Annotated in this window: 16 protein-coding genes; 9 read left to right on the top strand and 7 right to left on the bottom strand. The window is 66.9% G+C overall.

From position 1 onward, the window contains the following. Nucleotides 1-108: 108 nt before the first annotated feature. The 3 genes from CAL25_RS14880 to CAL25_RS14870 all read right to left on the bottom strand — a co-directional run bounded on the left by CAL25_RS14880 (nt 109) and on the right by CAL25_RS14870 (nt 4,337). Entirely contained in the window at nt 109-1,599 is a 1,491-nt protein-coding gene (locus CAL25_RS14880; protein ID WP_094801372.1) for a tetratricopeptide repeat protein, read from the bottom strand. An 85-nt stretch (nt 1,600-1,684) separates the two neighbouring features. Then, complete coding sequence (locus CAL25_RS14875; RefSeq protein WP_249279098.1) at nt 1,685-2,311, bottom strand: DUF6985 domain-containing protein; 627 nt, start codon at nt 2,309-2,311, stop codon at nt 1,685-1,687. Nucleotides 2,312-2,504: 193 nt separating this feature from the next. Continuing rightward, entirely contained in the window at nt 2,505-4,337 is a 1,833-nt protein-coding gene (locus CAL25_RS14870) for a CocE/NonD family hydrolase (protein ID WP_094801370.1), read from the bottom strand. 214 nt (nt 4,338-4,551) lie between these two features. On the opposite strand from CAL25_RS14870, the gene CAL25_RS14865 reads away from it, so the two are divergent. Then, nucleotides 4,552-5,496: a LysR substrate-binding domain-containing protein gene (locus tag CAL25_RS14865; RefSeq protein WP_094801369.1), complete on the top strand. Its 945-nt coding sequence runs from the start codon at nt 4,552-4,554 to the stop codon at nt 5,494-5,496. Nucleotides 5,497-5,576: 80 nt separating this feature from the next. Here the strand turns inward: CAL25_RS14865 and CAL25_RS14860 are convergent, their stop codons facing one another. The 3 genes from CAL25_RS14860 to CAL25_RS14850 all read right to left on the bottom strand — a co-directional run bounded on the left by CAL25_RS14860 (nt 5,577) and on the right by CAL25_RS14850 (nt 8,159). After that, the gene (locus CAL25_RS14860) at nt 5,577-6,566 is read right to left on the bottom strand and encodes a Bug family tripartite tricarboxylate transporter substrate binding protein (RefSeq protein ID WP_094801367.1); all 990 of its coding nucleotides are present in this window, start codon (nt 6,564-6,566) and stop codon (nt 5,577-5,579) included. A 241-nt stretch (nt 6,567-6,807) separates the two neighbouring features. Next, a complete protein-coding gene (locus tag CAL25_RS14855) occupies nt 6,808-7,452 on the bottom strand; it encodes an HAD family hydrolase (protein ID WP_094801365.1) in 645 nt (214 codons plus the stop codon). A gap of 71 nt (nt 7,453-7,523) precedes the next feature. Beyond that, nucleotides 7,524-8,159, bottom strand: coding sequence for a LysE family translocator (locus tag CAL25_RS14850; protein WP_094801363.1), 636 nt, complete (start codon nt 8,157-8,159; stop codon nt 7,524-7,526). A 113-nt stretch (nt 8,160-8,272) separates the two neighbouring features. Here CAL25_RS14850 and CAL25_RS14845 point away from each other — a divergent pair, with 113 nt between their 5' ends. From CAL25_RS14845 to CAL25_RS14830, 4 genes are all read left to right on the top strand, one after another. After that, entirely contained in the window at nt 8,273-8,725 is a 453-nt protein-coding gene (locus CAL25_RS14845; protein ID WP_094801361.1) for an Lrp/AsnC family transcriptional regulator, read from the top strand. A 122-nt stretch (nt 8,726-8,847) separates the two neighbouring features. Further along, nucleotides 8,848-9,360, top strand: a complete 513-nt coding sequence (locus CAL25_RS14840) for a sigma-70 family RNA polymerase sigma factor (protein WP_170948504.1) — start codon at nt 8,848-8,850, stop codon at nt 9,358-9,360. Nucleotides 9,361-9,385: 25 nt separating this feature from the next. Continuing rightward, nucleotides 9,386-10,378 carry a FecR domain-containing protein gene (locus tag CAL25_RS14835; RefSeq protein ID WP_249279097.1) on the top strand — a complete coding sequence of 331 codons (993 nt, stop codon included), beginning with the start codon at nt 9,386-9,388 and terminating at the stop codon, nt 10,376-10,378. Between the two features lie 252 nt (nt 10,379-10,630). Further along, nucleotides 10,631-13,012, top strand: coding sequence for a TonB-dependent siderophore receptor (locus CAL25_RS14830; protein WP_249279096.1), 2,382 nt, complete (start codon nt 10,631-10,633; stop codon nt 13,010-13,012). 118 nt (nt 13,013-13,130) lie between these two features. On the opposite strand, the gene CAL25_RS14825 is transcribed toward CAL25_RS14830, so the two are convergent. Beyond that, nucleotides 13,131-13,736, bottom strand: coding sequence for an HAD family hydrolase (locus CAL25_RS14825; RefSeq protein WP_094801355.1), 606 nt, complete (start codon nt 13,734-13,736; stop codon nt 13,131-13,133). Between the two features lie 492 nt (nt 13,737-14,228). Here CAL25_RS14825 and CAL25_RS14820 point away from each other — a divergent pair, with 492 nt between their 5' ends. The 4 genes from CAL25_RS14820 (at nt 14,229) to CAL25_RS14805 (ending at nt 20,427) form a co-directional block, all read left to right on the top strand. Continuing rightward, on the top strand, nt 14,229-17,321 hold the full coding sequence (locus CAL25_RS14820) for an autotransporter outer membrane beta-barrel domain-containing protein (RefSeq protein ID WP_094801353.1): 3,093 nt from the start codon (nt 14,229-14,231) through the stop codon (nt 17,319-17,321). Nucleotides 17,322-17,387: 66 nt separating this feature from the next. After that, on the top strand, nt 17,388-18,302 hold the full coding sequence (locus tag CAL25_RS14815) for a LysR family transcriptional regulator (protein ID WP_094801351.1): 915 nt from the start codon (nt 17,388-17,390) through the stop codon (nt 18,300-18,302). A gap of 134 nt (nt 18,303-18,436) precedes the next feature. Continuing rightward, nucleotides 18,437-19,429 (top strand): Bug family tripartite tricarboxylate transporter substrate binding protein, encoded by a 993-nt coding sequence (locus CAL25_RS14810; protein ID WP_094801349.1) that lies wholly within the window; start codon nt 18,437-18,439, stop codon nt 19,427-19,429. A gap of 50 nt (nt 19,430-19,479) precedes the next feature. Continuing rightward, nucleotides 19,480-20,427 (top strand): succinylglutamate desuccinylase/aspartoacylase domain-containing protein, encoded by a 948-nt coding sequence (locus tag CAL25_RS14805; protein WP_094801347.1) that lies wholly within the window; start codon nt 19,480-19,482, stop codon nt 20,425-20,427. Nucleotides 20,428-20,606 lie beyond the last annotated feature (179 nt).

Below are 20,606 nucleotides of genomic sequence, written 5' to 3'. Positions count from 1 at the left end.
GCCTCCCGTTGTTGGAGCAGACATCCTATCCCGCGCCGCACCCCTTTAAGGTGTCAGACTGCAATTTCGCGTTTCCAGCCGCTCGGTGGCATGGCGTTCGCCCCGCAATCAACGCTCGATGCGGCGCAGCGTCTCTTCGTTGATCCCGTCGGCGCGCAGCGCATCGGCAAGCTTCTGCGCCCGCTCACGCTGCTCCGGCGTCATCTCCACGAAGAGCCGCTGGCGGTACTCCGTCATCGGCGCGTCCGGCGAAGGAAGCGCCGCCACCAGCGCGTAAGCAACCGGGAAATTGCGCGGGGCGCCGCGGGCCTCGGTGTACAGCACCGCCAGGCTGAACGTGGCCTCGCGATGTCCCTGCGCGGCCGCCAGCCTCATGAGACGCATGGCCTGCGCATCGTCCACCGGCACGCCGTCGCCGTTGGCATAGATCGCGGCCAGGTTGAACTGCGCCGAAGGATGCCCCTGCTCGGCCGCCTTCGTGTACCACTGCCGGGCGATCGCGAGGTCGCGTGGCACGCCGCGGCCCTCATCGTATTGCTGCCCGAGATGGAGTTGCCCGGACGCCAGGCCTTGCTCGGCGGCGCGGCGAAACCAATGCAAGGCCTGGTCCTGGTCCTGCGGCACGCCCTTCCCCTGGTAATAAAGCATGCCGAGCATGTCCTGGGCCGACGCATGATCCTGCTCGGCGGCCTTGCGCAGCCACGTCGCGGCCTGCGCGGCATCTTCGGGCACGCCGCGTCCCGCGAGATAGGCGGCGCCCAGCAGGTCCTGCGCTTCGGCGTTGCCCTGGTCGGCCGCCTTGCGCCACCAGGCGGCGGCCGCGGCATCGTCGCGGGGCACGCCGTGCCCTTCCACGTACATCGCCCCAAGATTGATCTGCGCCTTGGCCAGCCCTTGCTCGGCCGCCCGCTTGAACCACTCGACCGCCTTGCCGTAGTCCTGACCGCTTTTGACCTGGCCCTCGGCATACATGGTGCCCAGGTTGTTTTGCGCCTCCGCGTGCCCCTGCGCGGCGGCGAGGGCGAACCACTTTTGCGCCTGCGCATCATCGCGGGCGCCGGAGCGGTCATCGAAATAATGGTCGCCCAGCAGAAACTGAGCCTCGGCATGGCCCTGCTCGGCGGCCTTACGCCACCATTGCAAAGCCTTCGCATCGTCAGGCGCGACACCCTGTCCACGGCTGTACAGCTGGCCCAGCATGGTCTGAGCCTGCGCATTGCCTTGCGCCGCGGCCTTCTCGCACCACTGCGCGGCCTGCCCATAATCCTGCGCCACGCCGCGCCCGTTGGCGTACATCACGGCCAGGTTGAACTGCGCGTTGGCCTCCGATTGCTCGGCGGCGCGGCGCAGCCACTGCACCGCCTGCGCCTCGTCCTTCTCCACGCCCTGCCCGCTCGCGTACATCAGGCCCAGCCCGTACTGCGCCTTGGCATGCCCCGCCTCGGCGAGCGCGCGCCAGTGTTCGAGCGCACCTGCGTAGTTGGCAGCCCGGTAATCCGCGTAGCCCCGAGCGAACGCATCGTCGCTCGATGTCGGCGCGGCGGCGTGAGCCAGCGGCGAACTCAATGCCAACAGGAGAAGCGCAACGTGAATTCGCATCGGTCAATCCGTCATCGCGGCGCCACGAGGCCGTGGCGCCAGAAAGTGAGTAAGGCGCAGGAGCAAAAGCGGCGTGAGCGGAGCGTCAGGGCGCCGTCTTTATCGACTCGGCATGGCGCGAGGCTATCCACGACAAACCGCCGACATCCGCGCCGCCCGTTTCCACGATATCGGTGCCGGCCATCATCATGCCGTAGCCGTGCTCGGGGTCCCACACGCAGCCAAAATCCAGGCCGATATAGGGCGCACCGGCGACAGCGTGAAACGCGACGCTGTTCAGGCGTATCAAGCCGTAGAGGGTGGCTTCGTCCCATTTGGGCGGCAACACGAACGCGTCGTCGGGCAGCACGATGCCGTCCTGCTCCGCACGCAGGCGCGGCAGGTCGGCCAGCAGCGTGTCGCGCACGGCGCGATGGAACGCGGCATCGTGGGCAACCAGCCAGCGGGCCGCGTCGAGCATCATGCGCTCGGGCGCATCGCACGAGCCATCATCGTTCTCGAAATAGGCGATCACCTCGCCCGCCTCGGCGATCAGGTCGTCGCGCGCATATCCCTTCGAGGGCGCTGGCGACCCGGCAGCGCGAAAGCGCGCCAGGTGCGTGAGTGGCAGCGCCGTCATCCAGACGCACCATCCCTGGCGCGGTCCGTAGAGCGGCGGCAGCCCCGGCGCGGCATAGGGCGCGTAATCCGCGGGAATCAGTTCGACATTCATGAAAGAAGCCCGTCGCTCCAAGAGAAGGCCCGCTCGAGGGCCTTCGGTTGTTGACGAATGCATCCGATCTTAGCATCGCCCCTGGAGCCACCAACGCGCTGCATGCCTGCCTGCACTCGCACCGGACCGCATGTCTGAATCCCGGCGATCGAGGCCCCGCCGCGCGCCTACGCGAGCGCGATAATGGAATCGCTCACGGCGACACGTCGCGCAGCGGCAGCACGAGCTGCGAACGCATGTCGCCGCCGGTGCCGATGCTGAGCCGCGGCGGCCGCCCGTGCGGCACTTGGCCGCAGTGGTCCTTGTCGGCGCCGGCAATCGACACACGAATGCGGCTGCCGGCCGAGAACCGCCAGGCCGTGGGCAACAGCGCCAGTCGCACGGGTTCGAACACGCCCGGCTGCATGGGCCGGGCCTGCGCCCGCGAGAACGACCGGAACGGCCACGTGGTGCGATAGGTCGGCGGACACGGCGCCGTCTGGCGATGCAGCAGTCGAAGCAGCCCTTCCGTCACGTAGCGCTCGCTGCCGTCGGCCTCGATCTCGCTCAGGTAGACGAACAGCGCACCATCGCGCTCGCTCGACGCCACCCAGAGCTCCGCCACGGGATGACCCGCCAGCTCCTGCGCGCAGGCCAGCGGCGCCGAAGTGAAGCTGCACATGCGGTCGGTGCGGCCCTGCCAGTCGGTGTAGTACTGCGTGCTGTTGATCGCCGCGATGCGTTCGTAGCGGGTCTCGGCACCCGTGCCGATCGAGAAATCGACCTGATGTTCCACATGATCATCCAGGCCTTCGCCCGCGGCCGCGCCCAGGGTCTGGTCCGCGCGCAGATGCAGCGCGCCGGCGTCCGCCACCGGCGGCCACTGGCTCGCCTCGCGCCATTGCTCGGCATGCAGCGCGAAGTAGTGAACCGGCGATTCCGCGTCCAGGCCGGTGGGCAAGCCCAGCAGGTAATGATCGAAGAAGCGCAACACCTCGGCCAGCCAGACCGGCTCGGCCATCATGGTCTCTCGCCAGGGCGACACATCGATGCGCGCGCCGTGGTCCCAGGGGCCCAACATCAGATGACGGGGATTCTTGGCCAGGGTGAGGTAGCGCGAGATCGCGCCGTTCATGTAGCCCGCGCCGTCCATCCAACCCGACACGGACAGCACCGCGATGTGCTCGGGGATCTGCGCCGCCAGGCTGTAAGGGCTGAACGTCGCCGAGCTGAAATCCGGATCGTAGGGCAGCGGGTCTTCGCGGAACCGGAACTCCGGCATGAACTCGGTCTGACGGAAATTGCCCAGATGCTCGTGCACCGCAGCCTGCACCAGCACGCCATCGGCATCTTCGTCGACCGGCTGCGGGCCCGCGAAATCCGGATTGGCGTAATACACGAAGCGATGCAACATCTCGCGCCGGTCGTGGTCCAGCGCCACCATCAGATCGTCGTAGCTCTGTGTCAGCGACTTGAGCAGAATGCCGCCGGGATAGTAGTTGTCCGTGTAGGTATCCCACACCGAGAACAGCGGCGCGATCGCCTTGACGGCCGGGTGGCGGGTACTGGCCAGGAAGTCCGACGCGGCGCCGAGGTAAGAGATGCCGGTGGCACCGACCACGCCGTTCGACCAGGGCTGCGCGACGATCCAGTCGACCACCTCTTTGCTGTCCTCGCGCTCGCGCGGCGACCGAAAGCTGTCACGCGTGCCGAAGCTCGCGCCCGTGCCGCGCACGTCGATCACCACCACGGCATAGCCGCGGGGCACGAAGTAGTCGCGCAGCTTGGCAATGTTGGGCGCGCGCTCGCCGCTGCCACCGGCCTTCAGGGCGAAGCGGCGGTAGTACGGCGTGAAGAGGACGATGGTGGCAAAACGTCGGCCCGACTCGGCCGGTGCGGGCAGGTAGACGTCGATCGCCAGCCGGCAGCCGTCGCGCATGGGCAGATAGCGCGAGCTCGGCTCGGGCACGGCGAATTCCGCGGGGCGCTGGGCCGCATATTGCTGGGGCGAGACGCGCCAGGCGCCGGAGGTGGAGGACTGTGGCACTTCGAGACTTCCTTCAGAGGACCGGAACGCGCTGATCCGGATTGAATGTCAGAGCGGGCAGGCTTTGCGGCCATGCCCGAAAAGGATTGGCATGGCAGCCATAGGATTCGGCGATGTCGCCGGGCGCCCCCGCAAAACTCGGGATAGTTCGGATCGCCAGCACCGCCACGCTGGGTTTGAATAGGCGGATTCGAATTGGGTATAGCGAAAACATATGGACCTGCGACAACTCAAGTACTTCACCCGGATCGTCGAGGTCGAAAGCATCACCGCCGCCGCCGAAACCCTGCATGTGGCGCAGCCCTCGCTCAGCCAGCACGTGGCGAATCTCGAGGCCGAGCTCGAGACCCGGCTGCTGGTGCGGGGCCCGGGCGGCGTGCGCCCCACCGAGGCCGGCAAGCTGCTCTACCGTCACGCCAAGATGGTGATGCGCCAGATCGACGAGGCCAAGTCGGCGCTGCGCCACGGTCGCGACACGCCGGCCGGCAAGGTCACCATCGGCTTGCCCACCAGCACCTCGCGTGTGCTGGCGGTGCCCTTGATCGAGGAGGTGGCGCGACGCTATCCGGACGTGCTGCTCGAGATCATCGAGGGCAGCAGCGCCGACCTCGCGGTGGCGGTGTCGCTGCATCGCATGGATCTGGCGATCGCAATGGACGTGCAGCCCCAGCCGGCCCGCATGACCACCACGCCGTTGCTGGTCGAAGAGGTGTACCTGGTGGGCAAGAAACTCAAGACCGGCTCGGTGAGCCTGGCGCAGATGTGCGACCTGCCCCTCGTGCTGCCCAGCTTTCCGAACTCGATCCGGGTGCTGATGGCGCGCACGCTGGCCGAGGCCATGCTGTCGGTCAACCTCGTGGTCGAGACGAGCGCCGTATCGGTGCTGCTGGCGTTGGTCGCCAACGGCAGGAGCTGGACGCTGCTGCCCTGGTCGGCGCTGGCCGGCCTGCCCGACAAGCGCATCGTCGCAACCCGCATCGATTCGCCCGGCTTTTCCCGCAGGGTTTCGCTGTGCATGTCGCTCTCGAACGAAAAGAGTGTGGTGTGCACCCATGTCCATCAGGCCGTGATCGACGTCGCGCACGAGCTCGTGACCAGCGGCGCCTGGCGTGGCGTGACCTGGCAGGCGGGTTCCGACACGACGCTCATTCCGGCGTAATCCCGGCCCGCAACACACGCCCCTGTTCGACGGAGTCGCCCGCCACGTAGCGGTCGACCGCATCCAGCGTGACGCCATACTCAGTCGACCCGCACGCCGGTGCGATCGATGAACTCGCCCCACACCTTGGCATCGGCCAGGGCGCGATCGCGCATCTGCTCGGCCGAGCCGGTCAGCGGAATGAAATACAGGTCCTTGAGCTTCTTGTTGGTCTCGGGATCCGCGATCGCCTGCTGGAAGGCTGCATTGAGCCGGGCGACGAGGGCGCCGTCGAGCCCGGCGGGCCCGACCACGGCGAACCAGCCAGGCATGGTGGGCGCGTCGACGCCCGCCTCCTTGAGCGTCGGCACCTGCGGCAGGTCGGCGGCACGCTGCGGCGCCAGCACCGCCAGCGGAATCACGTTGCCGCCCTGGATCTGGGGCAGCGCCGAGCCCAGCACGCTGGTCATCAGGTCCACCTGCCCGCCGATCACGGCATTCAGCGCCGGACCGGAGCCCTTGTAAGGCACGTGCTTGAGCTTGATGCCCGCCACCGACGCGATCATCTCGGTCGAGAGATGCGTGGAATTGCCGGCGCCGGCGCTGGCGTAGGTAATCGTGTCCGGCGCTGCCTTCGCCCGCGCCAGCATCTGCGCCATCGTCTTGTCAGGGCTGACCTTGCCCGCCACCAGCACGAAGGGCGTATCGACCACGGGCGCCACATAGGTGAAGTCTTTGTCCGGATCGTAGGGCAGCTGCTTGTAGAGCTTGGGATTGAAGCTCATCTGCGACACGCCGGTCAGCATCAGCGTATAGCCATCGGGCGCGGCCTTGGCCACCGACGAGGCCGCCACGATACCGTTGGCACCGGGCTTATTCTCGATCACGATCGAGGTACCCAGGGCGGCGCCCGCCTTCTCGCTCAGCAGGCGCGCCACCACATCGCCGCCCGAACCCGCCGACTGCGGCACGACCAGGCGTATCGGATGCTGGGGAAAGGTGGCCTGCGCCGAGGCCGGCAACGCGATTGCGCTGATGGCGCCGGTCAAAAGAGCCTGGCAGAGTGCGCGCGGAATGTTGACGACCAGCATAGTGTTCCCTTGGATAAACGCGTCGAGGCGTTCTTGTATTGGCTGCGATCAGCTTGGATCGTCATCCTAGGAACTTCGGTTTGCCGGTTCAAATACCGCTTTCCTATGCAGCCATAGGAAAAACATCTGGAGGCCGTCTTGCGTCACGCGCCGGCGCCATCGATGCCGGGTCGCGATACCCCGCGAGCGCTGGCACGGGCGAGCCGCCCGCCTCGCACGAATTGCGCCTTATGTACCCGACTCAAGGCAGATCGATTCCCATCGCACGCAGACGGCCCGCCAACGCGGTGGCGTTATCGAAATGCACGGCGCGTAGTCCCTCGCGTTCTGCCGCCTCCACGTTGCGCAGGCTGTCGTCGATGAACACCGTGGTTTCAGGCCGCAGATCGTAGCGCTCGATGATCAACCTGAAGATGGCGGGATCCGGCTTTACCAGGCGCTCCCGGCCGGACACGACAATGCCCTCGAACCAGGTCAGGAACGGAAAGCGCGCTTCGGCGAAATGAAAAGTCTCGGCCGACCAATTGGTCAGGGCCAACAGGCGGACATTCACATTGCGCAACTGATCGAGCACCTTCACCGTCTCCTCGATCGCGCCCGGCATCATCTCGGACCAGCGATCGAAATAGGCGTTGATGTTGGATTCATGCTCCGGATACCTTGCCACCGCCTCGGCGATCGCCTCCTTCCACGGACGGCCGCAGTCCTGCCGCTCGTTCCATTCGGCGTTGCACACGTCGGACAGGAAGCGCTCCATGGCGGCCTCGTCGGCACCGAAGATCTTTCGGTACAGGTGGCGGGGGTCCCACTGAATGAGGACATTACCCAGGTCGAAAATGATCGTGTCCACGCCCTGGGACGAGGGCCGCGCTACAGCTTGGCTCATGCTTCTGATGCTCCTTCTTGGTCGCCACCCGCAGATCGACAGTCATCGGGGCGGCACTCATCGGCTTGCCTTCATTCTAGAAGGCTCGCCACCCCGGAGTAGATCTGCGCCGCTCCGAACACGGCCACGACGAGGGCCGATATGCCCGAGAACCGGCGCAGCCAGGCGTCGGGTATGGCCTTGCGCACCGTCGCGGTCGCGGTGCTCAAACACAGCCACCACGCGGCCGAGCCCACGAGTACCCCGCCGACCATGGCCAGCACCGCAGCCCCGCCCAGACCTTCCTGAGAATCCGTCATCGGGCCGAGCGCGGCAAAGACCCCCACGAAAGACAGAATCGTCATCGGGTTGGACAGGGTCAGGCCGAAGGTCGTCAGGAAATCGCGCGCGGCACTTGTTTTCGGCAGGGCGCGCGAAACGTCGCGCGCAGGCGGCGCTTCCCGCGCGATGCCCCACGCCAACCACAGCAGAAACAGGCCCCCGCCGATTTTCAGCGCCACGCCCAGCGTCGGCAGCGCGGTCACCACTCCGGCCACGCCGAGCGCGCCAAGCAGGCCATAGACGGCATCGGCGCACGCCGCCCCCATGCCCGTTGCAAAGCCCGCCCGAAAACCCCGGCTCAGGCTGCGCTGAATGCACAGCATGCCGATGGGCCCGACCGGCACGGCAATAAAAAGACCGATCGCCATTGATTGCATGAACAACATCGCTTCACCTCGACACACGCTACATATGCCTACGCATGGTAGGCAGCGGGCGCGCGTGCAGGAATAGAGGTTTTAAGGGAAGATGCGGATTCCACCTTAATAAAGACGCCGCCATGGACGATCTGGACTGGAAGCTGCTTGCCTTGCTACAGCAAAACGGGCGCATGACCTACACCGATCTTGGCCGCCAGGTGCGGCTATCGGTGCCCGCGGTCACGGACCGCGTCAAACGCCTGGAAGAGGCGGGCATCATCGAGGGCTACACCGCACGGATCAACGTCGCCGCCGCGGGCTATGCGGTCAGCGCCCTGATCGGCATCACGGTGCCCCAGCCCGCCAAGGCAAAGTTCCTGAGGTTTCTCGAGGCGATACCGGAGGTACTCGAATGCCATCACGTGACGGGCGCGGACTCCTATGTGATGCGGCTCGTGGCGCTGAGCCTTGCCGATCTCGAACGCCTCATCGGCCGCATCAATCTCTACGGCGAGACGCGCACGTCGATCGTGATGTCGACGCCGATCAGCCCGCGCGGCCTGCAGCAGCCGCCCGCGCCCCGCGGCAGGTGAGCGTCGCCCTGCCCGTCGAGGCAGGAACCTGACCAGCCACCGACCCACGCAGCCACTGACCGGACCATGCTTTATGTACAATGAGATCAATTCTCATTGCACTTAGCCATCGTCCGGTCCCCATGCCCGCCCAGAATCAACCTGCCACCGATGATTTGGCCGGGCTGTATGTCGAGCACAGCAACTGGCTCCAGGGCTGGCTGCGCCGGCGCGTGGGCGACACCTTCGCCGCGGCCGACCTGGCACAGGACACGTTCCTCAGCCTGCTCGACCGCAAGACCGCAACGACCGAGATCCGCAGTCCGCGCCCGTTCCTCGCGACGATCGCCGGGCGGCTCCTCGCGCACCGGCACCGCCGGCAGCTGCTCGAAACCGCCTACCTCGAGGCGCTCGCGTGCCTGCCGGAGGAAGTGGCGCCCTCGCCCGAAGCGCGGCTAATCGCGGTTGAGAGCCTGCAACAGATCGACCGAGTGCTCGATGGCCTGCCTCCCAAGGTGCGGGAAGCCTTTCTGCTGGCGCACCTGATGGAGCTGAGCTATGCCGAGATCGCGGAGCGACTGGGCGTGTCGACCAGCTCGGTCAAGCAATACCTGACCCGGGCCAACCGGGAATGCATGTTCGCGTGGGCGGCCTGAGCTCGTGGCCGCGCGCGCAGACACCTTGACCCTGCCCGGTGGACGGCTGATCAGCCGGGCCACCGCGGATGCCGCGGCGGACTGGCTCACGCTGCTGATGTCGGGCGAGGCAAATGACGAACAGCAACGCCAGTGGCGCGAATGGCGTCAGGCGCATGCCGACCACGAAGCCGCGTGGCAGCATCTGGAGGCCTTCACGGGCCGCGTGAAATCGTTGGAGCGCGCGCCCGCCTACGCCGCCCTCTCGTCGTATGGCGCGGCGGGCCAGCCGCGCTCCGCCGCACGCCGCCGGGCGACCCGTCTGCTGCTCTGGGGCGGGATCGCCACCGGTGCCGGCCTGTTTGCAACACGCACCGGCACCTGGCAGGCCGCCACGGCCGATCTGCGCACGGGCACCGGCGAGCGACGCGACCTGACATTGGAAGACGGCACCCAGCTCACGCTGAATACGAACAGCGCCGTGAATCTGCGCTTCGATGCGCGCGAGCGCCGCATCCTGCTGGTGGCGGGCGAAATCATGATCGCCACGCGCCACGGGCCGGCGCAGACCGATGCGCGGCCGCTGCTGGTGGCGACCGCCGAAGGCACCATCCGCTCGCTGGGCACCCGGTTCACGGTATCGCAACGTGCCGGTCACACCCGGGTGGCGGTGCTGGAAAGCGCCGTGGAGATTGCGCCGTGGGCCGCATCCGGCACGACGCGCCTGCTGCGCGCCGGCGAACAAACCCGGTTCAGCCGCGACGCGATCGAGCCGCCGCGCCCGGCCGGCGAGCACGCGGACGCTTGGGCCCGAGGACAGCTCGTGGCCGACGAACAGCGCCTGGACGACTTTCTGGCGGAGCTGGAACGCTACCGGTCGGGCGTGTTGCGGGTCGACCCGCGAATCGCCGCGCTGCGCTTTTCGGGCGTGTTTCCCCTGGCGGATACCGGCCGTATTCTGGCCACGCTGCCCAGCGTGCTGCCCGTGCGCGTGCAGTGGCGAACGCGTTTCTGGGCGACGGTCGTACCGGCCGATTAGGGCTCGGGCGAAATTTTTTTTCGCATCGACTGCCCGATCGGCATTTTCGCGGCACCTACCTACTGAGGGACCGGAATTTCCGGAGGTCCAATCAAGAGGAAGCACATGCCGAACCCGCACCGCACCCGAGCCTCGGGGCGCCCAAATCCATCCCGCTTCGCGCTTGCCCCGCTGGCGCTGATCGTCGCCCTCGTGGCCGCCGCGCCGGAGTCCGTGCGCGCCCAATCCGCCGCGCGGGATGCGGAGACCGCCGTGGCCGACTTCAGGATCGCCGCCGGCCCGCTGGCGCCCGCCCTGCGCCAGCTGGCCAGCACGGCCGGCATCATGTTGACGTTCACCGCGGAACAAACCGAGGGCAGAGTCACGGCGGGCGTGAACGGCAGATACTCGGCCACCGAGGCGTTGGCTCGACTGCTGGCGGGCGGCGGGCTGGAGGCCGTGCAACTGGACACCGGCGCATTCGTTCTGCGTCCTGCTCCCAAGCCCGCGTCCGGCGCATCCGAGGCCGCCACGCTGCCCGCCGTGATGGTCACCGGCGCCGGTGCGGCCGACGGCACGACCGAGGCCACGCAGTCATACACCACCGGCAGCATGAGCACCGCCACGCGGCTGAATCTGTCGATGCGCGAGACGCCGCAATCGGTCACGGTCGTCACGCGCCAACGCATTCAGGATCAGGGGCTCGCGACCGTCAACGACGTGGTGCAGACCGCCACCGGCCTGACCTTCAGACGCTTCGGGCCCGAGCGCGCATCGTTCTTCTCTCGCGGCATGTACGTGGACAACATCATGTACGACGGCCTGCCCGTGGGCCTGGACAGCTCCAACCTGTCGCAGGACCTGCTGGCCACCGATATGGCCATCTACGACCGCGTGGAAATCGTGCGCGGTGCCACCGGCCTGGTGCAGGGCGCGGGCAACCCGTCGGCCGCCATCAATCTGGTGCGCAAGCGGCCGACCGCAGCGCCGCAAGTGTCCCTCGCCGTAAGCGCAGGCAGCTGGGATCGCTACCGCGCGGAGGTCGACGCCTCGGGCCCGCTGTCCGAAGACGGCAGCCTGCGCGGCCGTGGCGTGGTGGCCACGCAGGACTACGGCAGCTATAAGCGCGGCGAAAGCAGTAACGGCCAGACCTTCTACGGCATCCTGGAGAAAGATCTGGGCGCCAACACCACGCTTACGCTCAGCGGCCTGCATCAGGAGAACCGGCTGCACGGCAACGGTTTCACCGGCCTGCCCGTCGGCCGCGACGGCAGCGATCTGGGGCTGCCCCGGTCCACGTCGTATGCCAACGACTGGGAACACTGGAACAAGACGACCAACTCGGCCTTCGCGGGGCTCGACCATCGATTCGACAACGACTGGCGCGTGCACCTCTCGGCCTATTACGCGCAGGCCGACGTCGACATGGAAGGCCACTACCTGAGCTACGCCATGGCCACCGGCCGGTACAGCCAGCTTGGCGCGCGCAACGCGCACAAAGAAAAGCAGAGCAGCGTGGATCTTTTTGCGAACGGGCCCGTCGATCTGTTTGGCCGCACGCACGAGCTCGTACTCGGGGCAAGCTATCGCAACGTCGACTTCGACGGCAACAGCCGTCAAGGCCTGGTGCTCAACAGCAACCTCGATCTCTACCACTTCGACCCGAGCGCCGTGGCCGATCCCCACATCCCGCTGCGGGATTGGATGGACGCCAAGATCACCCAGCAAAGCGTATACGCCACCACACGCCTGAATCTGGCCGACCGGCTCAAGCTGATCCTGGGCGGCCGACTGGACTGGTTCGACTACGACGACACCGTCAACACTTACCCGAACTTCGCCGCCAACACGCCGTCTGTCACCGCCCGCAACCGCTACAGCATCAACAGCCAATTCACGAAATACGCCGGGCTGATCTACGACCTGAACGCGCAGCATTCGGTGTATGCCAGCTACACCGACATCTTCAAGCCTCAGAACTACCTGGATGCCAGCAACAAGCTGCTCGACCCGGTGGTGGGGCAGAACTACGAGGTCGGCATCAAGGGCGAGTACTTCGATGGCGCGCTGAACGCCTCCGCCGCGCTGTTCCGCATGGACCAGAAAAACCGCGCCTTCCGTAGCACCGACCAGAGCCAGTGCGCGGGCTACCCCACGGTCACCTGCTACTCGGCCGCCGGCGAGGTGCGCAGCCAGGGCGTGGAGTTCGAACTTCAGGGCGCGGTCACGCCCAACTGGCAGGTGAGCCTCGGCTACACGGTGGCCATCGCGCGCTACCGCAAGGATGCCAACGCCAGCAATGTGGGCGCGCTGTTCGATACCGACACGCCCCGCCATCTGTTCAAGCTCTCGACCATGTACAGGCTGTCGGGGCCCCTGCAGGGCTGGCGCGTCGGCGGCTCGATCTACCACCAGGATGCCATCTACAACAAAGGCGTCACGAGCGGCGTGCCGTTCCGGATCAGTCAGGGCAGCTACACCATCGCGGACCTGGTCGTGGGCTGGCAGGCCACGCCGCAGCTGGACCTGCAGTTGAACGTGAACAATCTGTTCGACAAGAAGTACTACAACGCCCTCTCCGGCAGCGTAGGCTTCCCGAGCAACGTCTACGGCGATCCGCGCAACTTCATGCTGTCGGCGCGCTATCAGTTTTAATGTTGCGGGCCGATGAGACGGCGCTGATATACAGTGCTCGCTCATCGGCCACATCCGCCCGGCCTCCGACCGCCCCCGAAAGAGGCGCCAGCGTCGGCACTGCCAGGCGCGGCTCCAGCTACCCGCCCACGCACATGTCGGCGGGCATGACATCGGCAAGCGTTTGACCTGATGCGCGCTTGAGAAGGACGGCTTGCATGCCGCAGGCGCGCGGCCCTTCCACGTCGGCGGCAGCGGTATCCCCGACAAACAGCACCTCATCGGCCTCGCAGCCCAACTGCTCGAGCAGGAACTGATAAATGCGCGGCTGTGGCTTCACCGCACCAGCCTCATAGCTCATGGCGTAAGCATCGAGCATGGGCAGCAGCGCGCGAACCGGCGCCCCATAAGGCAAGGCCAGGTTCGAGCACAGGCCCACCCGATGCCCCGACTGCTGCAGTCGATAAACGACGTCCAGCGATTCCGGGTACAGGCGGATACTGCTTAACTCTTCCTGGATTTCATGTTCCCACTGTTCGAGCAGCTCGGCAGGAGGCATTACACCGAGCTCAGTGGCAACCGCACGAAGATCCAGCGCGCGAGCCATCACGACCTCCGCAGCGCCGTCTTGCGGCGCATGTCCCTGCTCCTGCGCCCAACGCATCAGTTTGCGAAATGGGGCACGCCGCTTGCCAATGTGGACGAGCGTTCCAAAGGCATCAAACGCAACTGCTTTCAAAGCCATCACATCCCCTTCACCAGTACTGATATCACCTCGCGATCCGAACCAGCGAACGCGGCCGCTTCCCTCGCGGCGCAAGGCTCGCAAGAATAATCACTCTGTCGGTCAGACTCGCGTCAAAGGACCGGTCTGCCGGACAGCCGTGTGCGCATCCTACCGCACATCGAATCTCCGAAATTCATGCCGACCTGACGGCTCGCGTTATGGAAAAACGAGAACGCGCCATCAGTGACGGGACGGTGGCCTTCCCCGATTCATGGAGGTCTCGGTGTCCGCGGCATAAATGCCGTGTTCAACACCTCATCATCCAACCCACGCCTCAATTTTCTGATCCATAAACACGCGCTACTGTAAATCGCATATTTGCGTTAATCACAAAGTAGTAGTAGCTTTTCATCGCGTTCATGTTGTGTCTGCTCGAAAGGACGACGCATCGATGTTCCTGCAGCGTCCAGATTGACTTCCCGGTCACTTTTCGTCTGGCAGGAGCCGCTCGTGAAATGCGCAGAACATGAAATCGTTCCCCCGGATCTTCCCTCGCCCAAGCTCGCGGCGCGTGTCGCGGTCGGGCTTGCCGCGACGCTCGGCGGCTCCGCGACCTTTGCTGAAGTCATCCCGCAGGACACTTACACGATCCCCTTCCAGGTGAGGGCCGGCCAGGAACTGACGTTCGTCGGCGGCACGGTCATCACGCCCAAGCCGCCCTACCCGCTGCAACTGGGCGGCACGGGTATTCAGGTCCAGGGCGGCCTCGCCATTCTCGATCCCTCGCTGGGCGACGGCACGCCCATCCGCATCAGCGTCAACGGCGACGCCATCGATGGCCTGTATGTCAAAAGCGGCGGCAAGATGGTGCTCAGGCCGGGAGGCGTGTACGTCTATGCCACCGGCGGCAGCGTGCGCGGCCTTTACAACGTCGGGTCGCTGGGTCAGGCCTCGGAGTTCGACGGCGCGAACGCGTACATCACCACGGATTTCGCCGCCTCCCATGCCCTGCGTACGTATGGCGCAGACGCCCGGACCCTGATGCGGGACTCGACCCTGACCACGCTGCAGAGCGGCTCGAAAGGCGCCGAGGTGTGGCGGGGCGCCAAGGCCGACCTGCGCAACACCGTCATCCTGACCCAAGGCGCGAGTTCGCACGGCGCGCACGTCTTCGAGCCCGGCAGCGAACTGCGCACCACGAACGGCTCGATCACGACCGCAGGCACGACGTCCTATGGCGTTCTGGTGCAGGACTACGGCACCTTTGCGGGCACGGGGACATCCGTACGCGCGCAGAACGCGATCGGCGTTTATGTCTTCACCAACGGCATATTCCAGGCCGACGGGATGAGCATCCAGTCCGATCGCGCTTACGGCATGTACGTCAACGGCGGCACGTTTGCACTGAAGAACACGCAAGTCACCACGCTGGCCACCGGCTCGTTCGCGCTGTTCGTCAACGGCGGGACACCCGGGACCGTGGATGGCGGGCAGATCCTGACGGCGACCGACCGTTCGGTGGCCGTGCGCACCCAATCCGGCGGCGTGGCGAACATCAATGGCACCCGCATAAGCACGCTGGGCCAGGCGGCGTACGGCATACACGTCGAGGGCTGGGGCACCGTCAATCTTGGCCGCGACGGCGAGACGGGCAGCCTGGTCGACACCCAGGGCGCGGACGCGGATGCCGTACGCGTGTCGGCCAATGCCACGCGCTTCAGCGCCACCGGCGCGACGCTGCAAACCGCCGGCGCCAATGCCCAGGGCCTGCATCTGACCGGCACGACGGGCGCCGCGGCAAAGACGTACAGCCTGGTCGACACCACCATCACCTCGGCCCAAGCCGACGCCATCCACCTGACGGGCGGCCCCGCCCTCGTATCGTTGACGGGCTCCGCCATCACGGGCGGCAACGCCGCCCTCAACGTGGGCGCCACATCGGCCGCCTCCGCGGACGTCACCGCCAGCGGAACCTCGATCCAGGGGCGCGTGCTGACGCAGCCGGGCAGCACGACCAACCTGTCCATGAGCAACGACAGCACCTGGGTCGTGACGGGGAACTCCAACCTGACGAACCTGCTCAACACCGACAGCCTCATCGACTTCGCGCCTCCGCAGGCAGGCAGCTACAAGACCATCACGACGCAGAACTACGGCGGCAACGGCGTCATCGCGCTCAACACGTATCTGGGCAATGACAGCTCCCCGACGGACAAACTCATCATCGATGGGGGAAGCGCCACCGGCGCATCGCAACTGCGCATCAAGAACGCGGGCGGTCCCGGCGCGCTGACGACGGCAGGCGGGATTCAGGTGGTCGAAGTCGTCAACGGCGGAACCTCCGCGGCGGGCGCGTTCGCGTTGTCCGGCCGCGCGGTGGCCGGCCCCTACGAGTATCGGCTGTACCAGGGGACCGCCGCTGCGCCGTCCGATCAGAGCTGGTACCTGCGGTCCCAAAAGGACGTGCCGCCACCGCCCCCGCCTCCACCTCCTCCGCCGCCACCACCGCCTCCGCCGCCCGATCCTGATCCTGATCCTGATCCTGGCCCGGACCCGGACCCGGACCCCGGTCCGGATCCCGATCCCGGCCCTGATCCTGGTCCCGAGCCCGATCCGGATCCCGGCCCCGGCCCGGCGCCCGAACCCCTCTATCGACCCGAGGTCGCGGCGTACCTGGCCAATCAGCGACTGGTCGGTGAGATGTTCGTGCAGAGCATGCACGACCGTCTGGGTGAACCGCAGTTCATCGAGTCGCAGCCGTTCGCGGCCGACGGCAGCCGGCGCAGTTCGCTCTGGCTGCGCACGTCGGGAAAGTGGGAACGCAGCCATAGCCGCGACGGCAACTTCGACGTGCGCACCGACCTCTTCCTGCTGCAGGGCGGCGGCGATCTTGCGCAATGGAAGCTCTTCTCAGAAACGGATCGCCTGCACCTGGGGGCGATGCTCGGCTACGGCACGGCTGACAGCACTGCCCGCGCCGACGGGAATCCGTACAAGGCCAAAGGCCGCGTCAACGGCTACAGCGCCGGCGTGTACGGGACATGGTTCCAGAACGACGCGACCCGACTCGGCGCCTACGTGGACACTTGGTTCCAGTACGGATGGTTCAACAACCGCGTGCAAGGCGACGAACTGCCGCGCGTGGATTACGACTCGCGGGCCTGGGCGATATCGGCGGAGGCCGGCTACGCATTCAAGCTGCGTGAAAACTGGACGCTGGAACCGCAGGCTCAACTCATCTACGTGAAGTCAGACACCGACAGCATCACAGAACAGAACGGCACCCGCGTGGATCGCGCCGACGCGAACGGCGCCATCACCCGACTCGGCGTACGCACCTTCACCACGTTCGACTTGGGCAACAAGCGCACGGTCCAACCCTTCGCGACCGTGAACTGGTGGCGCAGCAACGTCGACAGCTCCGTATCCTTCAATCAACTCCCCGTCGGCGACTTGTACCCCAGGGATCGATACGAGCTGAAGCTGGGCCTGCATGCCGACTTCCGCAAAGGCTGGGCCGGTTGGGTCAACGCCTCCGGCAGCTGGGGCGCACAAGACTACCGTCAATACGTGGGCAGGATCGGCGTGAAGTACACATGGTGATGCGGGCAGCATCATGCCAGGATCACGGGTGCGATCCTTGAGCCCAATGCCGTAAGCTTGTCGCCCATGGCTGACCTGAAACTTCTCGAAGACCTGATCGCGCTGGCGCAGACCGGCAGCTTCGTGCGCGCGGCCGAGCTGCGGCACGTCACGCATCCCGCCTTCGGCCGGCGCATCCGCGCGCTCGAGTCGTGGGCAGGCGCGCCGCTGGTGGACCGCCAGCGGCTGCCGGTGACGCTGACGCCTGAAGGCGAAGCGCTGCTCAAGACCGCGAGCCAGGTCATCGAGCAAATGGGACTGGTGCGCCATCGCATCCGCAGTTCGGGCGCCGGCGGCGAGGCCGTGCTGCGCATCGCGACCGGACGCAGCCTGGCCCGCACGCTGGTGGCCGACTGGATCGCACGGCTGCGCCACCGCACGCCCAAAGTGTTGCGAGACGGCACCCAGGTGGAGCTGTACACCGGCAAGGCGCAGGATCTGGTGGTGCGACTCGAACAGGGCAAGGTCGATCTCCTGTGCTGCTACGAGCATCCGGCGCTGTCCGTGCCGCTCAGCCCCTCGCGCTACCGCTACATGACGCTGGCGACCGACAAGTTGGTACCCGTCAGCCAGGTCGACGCCCGCGGCCGGCCCCGCTATCTGTTGCGCGAAGGCGGCGCCCCCGTGCCGCTGATCACCTACACGGGCGGCCTCGCAATGGAGCGCATCGTGGGCGACCGGCTCGAGGCCACGCCCTATGCGCTTACCCCTTTCGTGCGCAGCGATTCGCTCGACGCGGCGCACGGCGCCGTGGCGAAGGGGATCGGCGTCGCCTGGCTGCCGTGGTCCATGGTCGCGGCCGATTGCCGGCGCGGCGCATTGGCCGAGCTGGGCGGCCGCAGCGACGAAATCAGCTTCGAAGTGCGCCTGTACCGCTCGCGAGCCCGGCTGACGGACCTGGCGGAAGCCGCATGGGAAGCCACGGCCAATCGCAAAGCGTAATCGCGGGCCAAGAATCCTATTAGCACGAGAATGTGCCGTTTTGGCACGGACCGACCCTGGGGCGGGCTCGAAAATGGGCCCCTCATTCCAATGAGACGGCTTCGCCGTCCACACAGCACCCCAGGGAGAAAGTCATGAAATCCATCTTCAATCCGCTGCGCGCGGCGCTGATCGCAGCGTGCACCGTGTCCGCGCTCGCCGCGGCGCCTGCCGCGAGCGCGGCCGACTATCCGGCCCGCAGCATCTCGCTGGTCGTGGGCTACCCCGCCGGTGGCAGCCTGGACCTGACCGCGCGCCTGCTGGGCGAAGAGCTGGGCAAGCGTCTGGGCCAGACTGTCGTGGTCGAGAACGTCGGCGGCGCAGGCGGCACCATCGGCGCGCAGCGTGTGGCGCGCGCCGCGCCCGACGGCTACACCATCTTCCTGGGCTCGACCAATGAAATGGTGATTGCCCGCATGATCAACACCGCCGTGAAGTACGACAGCGCCAAGGACTTCACCGCGCTGGGCATCGTGGCGTCGCAGCCCATGCTGCTGGCCGCCAGCAAGAACTCGGGCGTCAAGTCCGCCGCCGACTACCTGCAAAAGCTCAAGGGCGCCGCGCCGGGCGCGTTCAACTACGGATCGTCGGGCGTGGGCACCACGCTGCACCTGGCCGGCGAGATGATCAATCAGGCCACCGGCACGCGCGCCGAGCACGTGCCCTACCGCGGCGTGTCGCCGCTGGTGACCGACCTGATGAGCGGTCAGCTCGATTACGGCATGCTGGTGCTGTCCTCGGGTCTGCCGCAGGTGCGCAGCGGCAACATCGTCGCGCTGGGCCTCACCGAGAACAAGGCCTCCCCCGCCGCGCCGGAGATCGCGCCGCTGGCCGCGACGCCGGGCTTCGAATCGGTGGACATCAATCTCTGGTTCGCGCTGTACGGCCCTGCCGGCCTGCCCGAGCCGGTCGCGACCAAGCTGCGCACCGCGCTGAACGAGAGCCTGACGTCGGACACGTTCCGCGCCAAGATGCAGGACGCCGGCGGCGAAGTCGCCAAGCCGGGCGTGGACCCGGTGGCCTTCCAGGCCGAAGAGACCAAGAAGTACGGCGCGCTGGTCACCGCCGCCAAGATCGAGGCGCAATAACGCGGCCCGCCCCGACGCCACCGACCGACCCAGCACCCACCGGATACACCATGGAATTCAAGCTTCCCGTTCCCGACATCTCCGCCGAAAGCGTCGGCAACACCGACACCCCCGGCGTATGGCACTTCGAATCGGGAGTCCCGGGACGGACGCTCATGGTGAGCGCACTCGTGCATGGCAACGAGCTGTGCGGCGCGTGGGCGCTGAAGGATCTGCTGGCGTCGGGGCTGCGCCCGCGTCGCGGCAAGCTGATACTGGCCTTCTGCAATCTGGAGGCGTTCGACCGCTTCGATCACGCGAACCACGACGCCTCGCGCTTCGTGCAGGAAGACATGAATCGCGTCTGGAGCACCGAGCGCCTGGACTCGCCCACGACGCCCGATCGCCAGCGCGGCGCGGCGCTGCGCCCCTGGGTGCGGCGCGCCGACTGGCTGCTGGACCTGCACTCGATGCACGAACCGGGCGCACCGCTGCTGCTGACGGGCGTCCTGCCGCGCAATATCGCGCTGGCGCGCCGCCTGAAGGCGCCGCAGCACGTCATCGTGGACGCCGGCCACAAGGACGGCGTGCGCATGCGCGACTTCGAACACTTTGGCGACCCCGCCCGCGACGACGCGTGCGCGCTGCTGATCGAATGCGGCTTCCACGGCGACCTCTCATCGCGCGACGTGGCACGCGACATGGTGGCTCGGATGCTGGTCGAATCCGGCGTCTTGGACGCCTCGGACCTGCCGGCCGGCTGGTTGCTGCCCGCCCCCGACGCACAACGCATCCTCGAAGTGACCGACGCCGTGGTGGCCCCGTCGATGAACGTGCGTTTTGCCGGCCCCTGGTCGGGCCTGGAAACCTTCGAACAGGCCGGCTCGCTGATCGGCTGGGCCGACGAGCAACCGGTCGTCACGCCCTACGACAACTGCACGCTGATCATGCCGTCGCTGCGGCAGCTGAAGCCCGGCGTAACGGTGGTGCGGCTGGCCCGCGATTACGCGGGCGCCTGACGCTCGCGTAACCCTGCCGGCCCTCGCCCACCCGCGGTAGCGGGTGGCCAGCGCGGGTCGGCGCGGGTCGGCGCGGGTCGGCGCACTACCCGCGCCATGCCGCGCGCCGAGCGGCGCAGCGACCACGACCTGGCTGCGGGACGCACAGCCACTTGTCGCGCCCGCACCGGCGGTATGCG

Origin of the sequence: Bordetella genomosp. 5 (assembly GCF_002261315.1) — a bacterium.
GTDB lineage: Bacteria > Pseudomonadota > Gammaproteobacteria > Burkholderiales > Burkholderiaceae_B > Bordetella.
The sequence above is the reverse complement of the archived record's forward strand: the minus strand, read 5'-3'. Positions and strand labels throughout refer to the sequence as shown.

What these genes read in the sequence shown, in the direction of transcription:
- CAL25_RS14855 (WP_094801365.1), bottom strand. Translation starts at nt 7,452, where the DNA reads ATGAGCCAAGCTGTAGCGCGGCCCTCGTCCCAGGGCGTGGACACGATC.
- CAL25_RS14865 (WP_094801369.1), top strand. Translation starts at nt 4,552, where the DNA reads ATGGACCTGCGACAACTCAAGTACTTCACCCGGATCGTCGAGGTCGAA.
- CAL25_RS14880 (WP_094801372.1), bottom strand. Translation starts at nt 1,599, where the DNA reads ATGCGAATTCACGTTGCGCTTCTCCTGTTGGCATTGAGTTCGCCGCTG.
- CAL25_RS14810 (WP_094801349.1), top strand. Translation starts at nt 18,437, where the DNA reads ATGAAATCCATCTTCAATCCGCTGCGCGCGGCGCTGATCGCAGCGTGC.
- CAL25_RS14805 (WP_094801347.1), top strand. Translation starts at nt 19,480, where the DNA reads ATGGAATTCAAGCTTCCCGTTCCCGACATCTCCGCCGAAAGCGTCGGC.
- CAL25_RS14850 (WP_094801363.1), bottom strand. Translation starts at nt 8,159, where the DNA reads ATGTTGTTCATGCAATCAATGGCGATCGGTCTTTTTATTGCCGTGCCG.
- CAL25_RS14840 (WP_170948504.1), top strand. Translation starts at nt 8,848, where the DNA reads ATGCCCGCCCAGAATCAACCTGCCACCGATGATTTGGCCGGGCTGTAT.
- CAL25_RS14860 (WP_094801367.1), bottom strand. Translation starts at nt 6,566, where the DNA reads ATGCTGGTCGTCAACATTCCGCGCGCACTCTGCCAGGCTCTTTTGACC.
- CAL25_RS14825 (WP_094801355.1), bottom strand. Translation starts at nt 13,736, where the DNA reads ATGGCTTTGAAAGCAGTTGCGTTTGATGCCTTTGGAACGCTCGTCCAC.
- CAL25_RS14815 (WP_094801351.1), top strand. Translation starts at nt 17,388, where the DNA reads ATGGCTGACCTGAAACTTCTCGAAGACCTGATCGCGCTGGCGCAGACC.
- CAL25_RS14845 (WP_094801361.1), top strand. Translation starts at nt 8,273, where the DNA reads ATGGACGATCTGGACTGGAAGCTGCTTGCCTTGCTACAGCAAAACGGG.
- CAL25_RS14875 (WP_249279098.1), bottom strand. Translation starts at nt 2,311, where the DNA reads ATGAATGTCGAACTGATTCCCGCGGATTACGCGCCCTATGCCGCGCCG.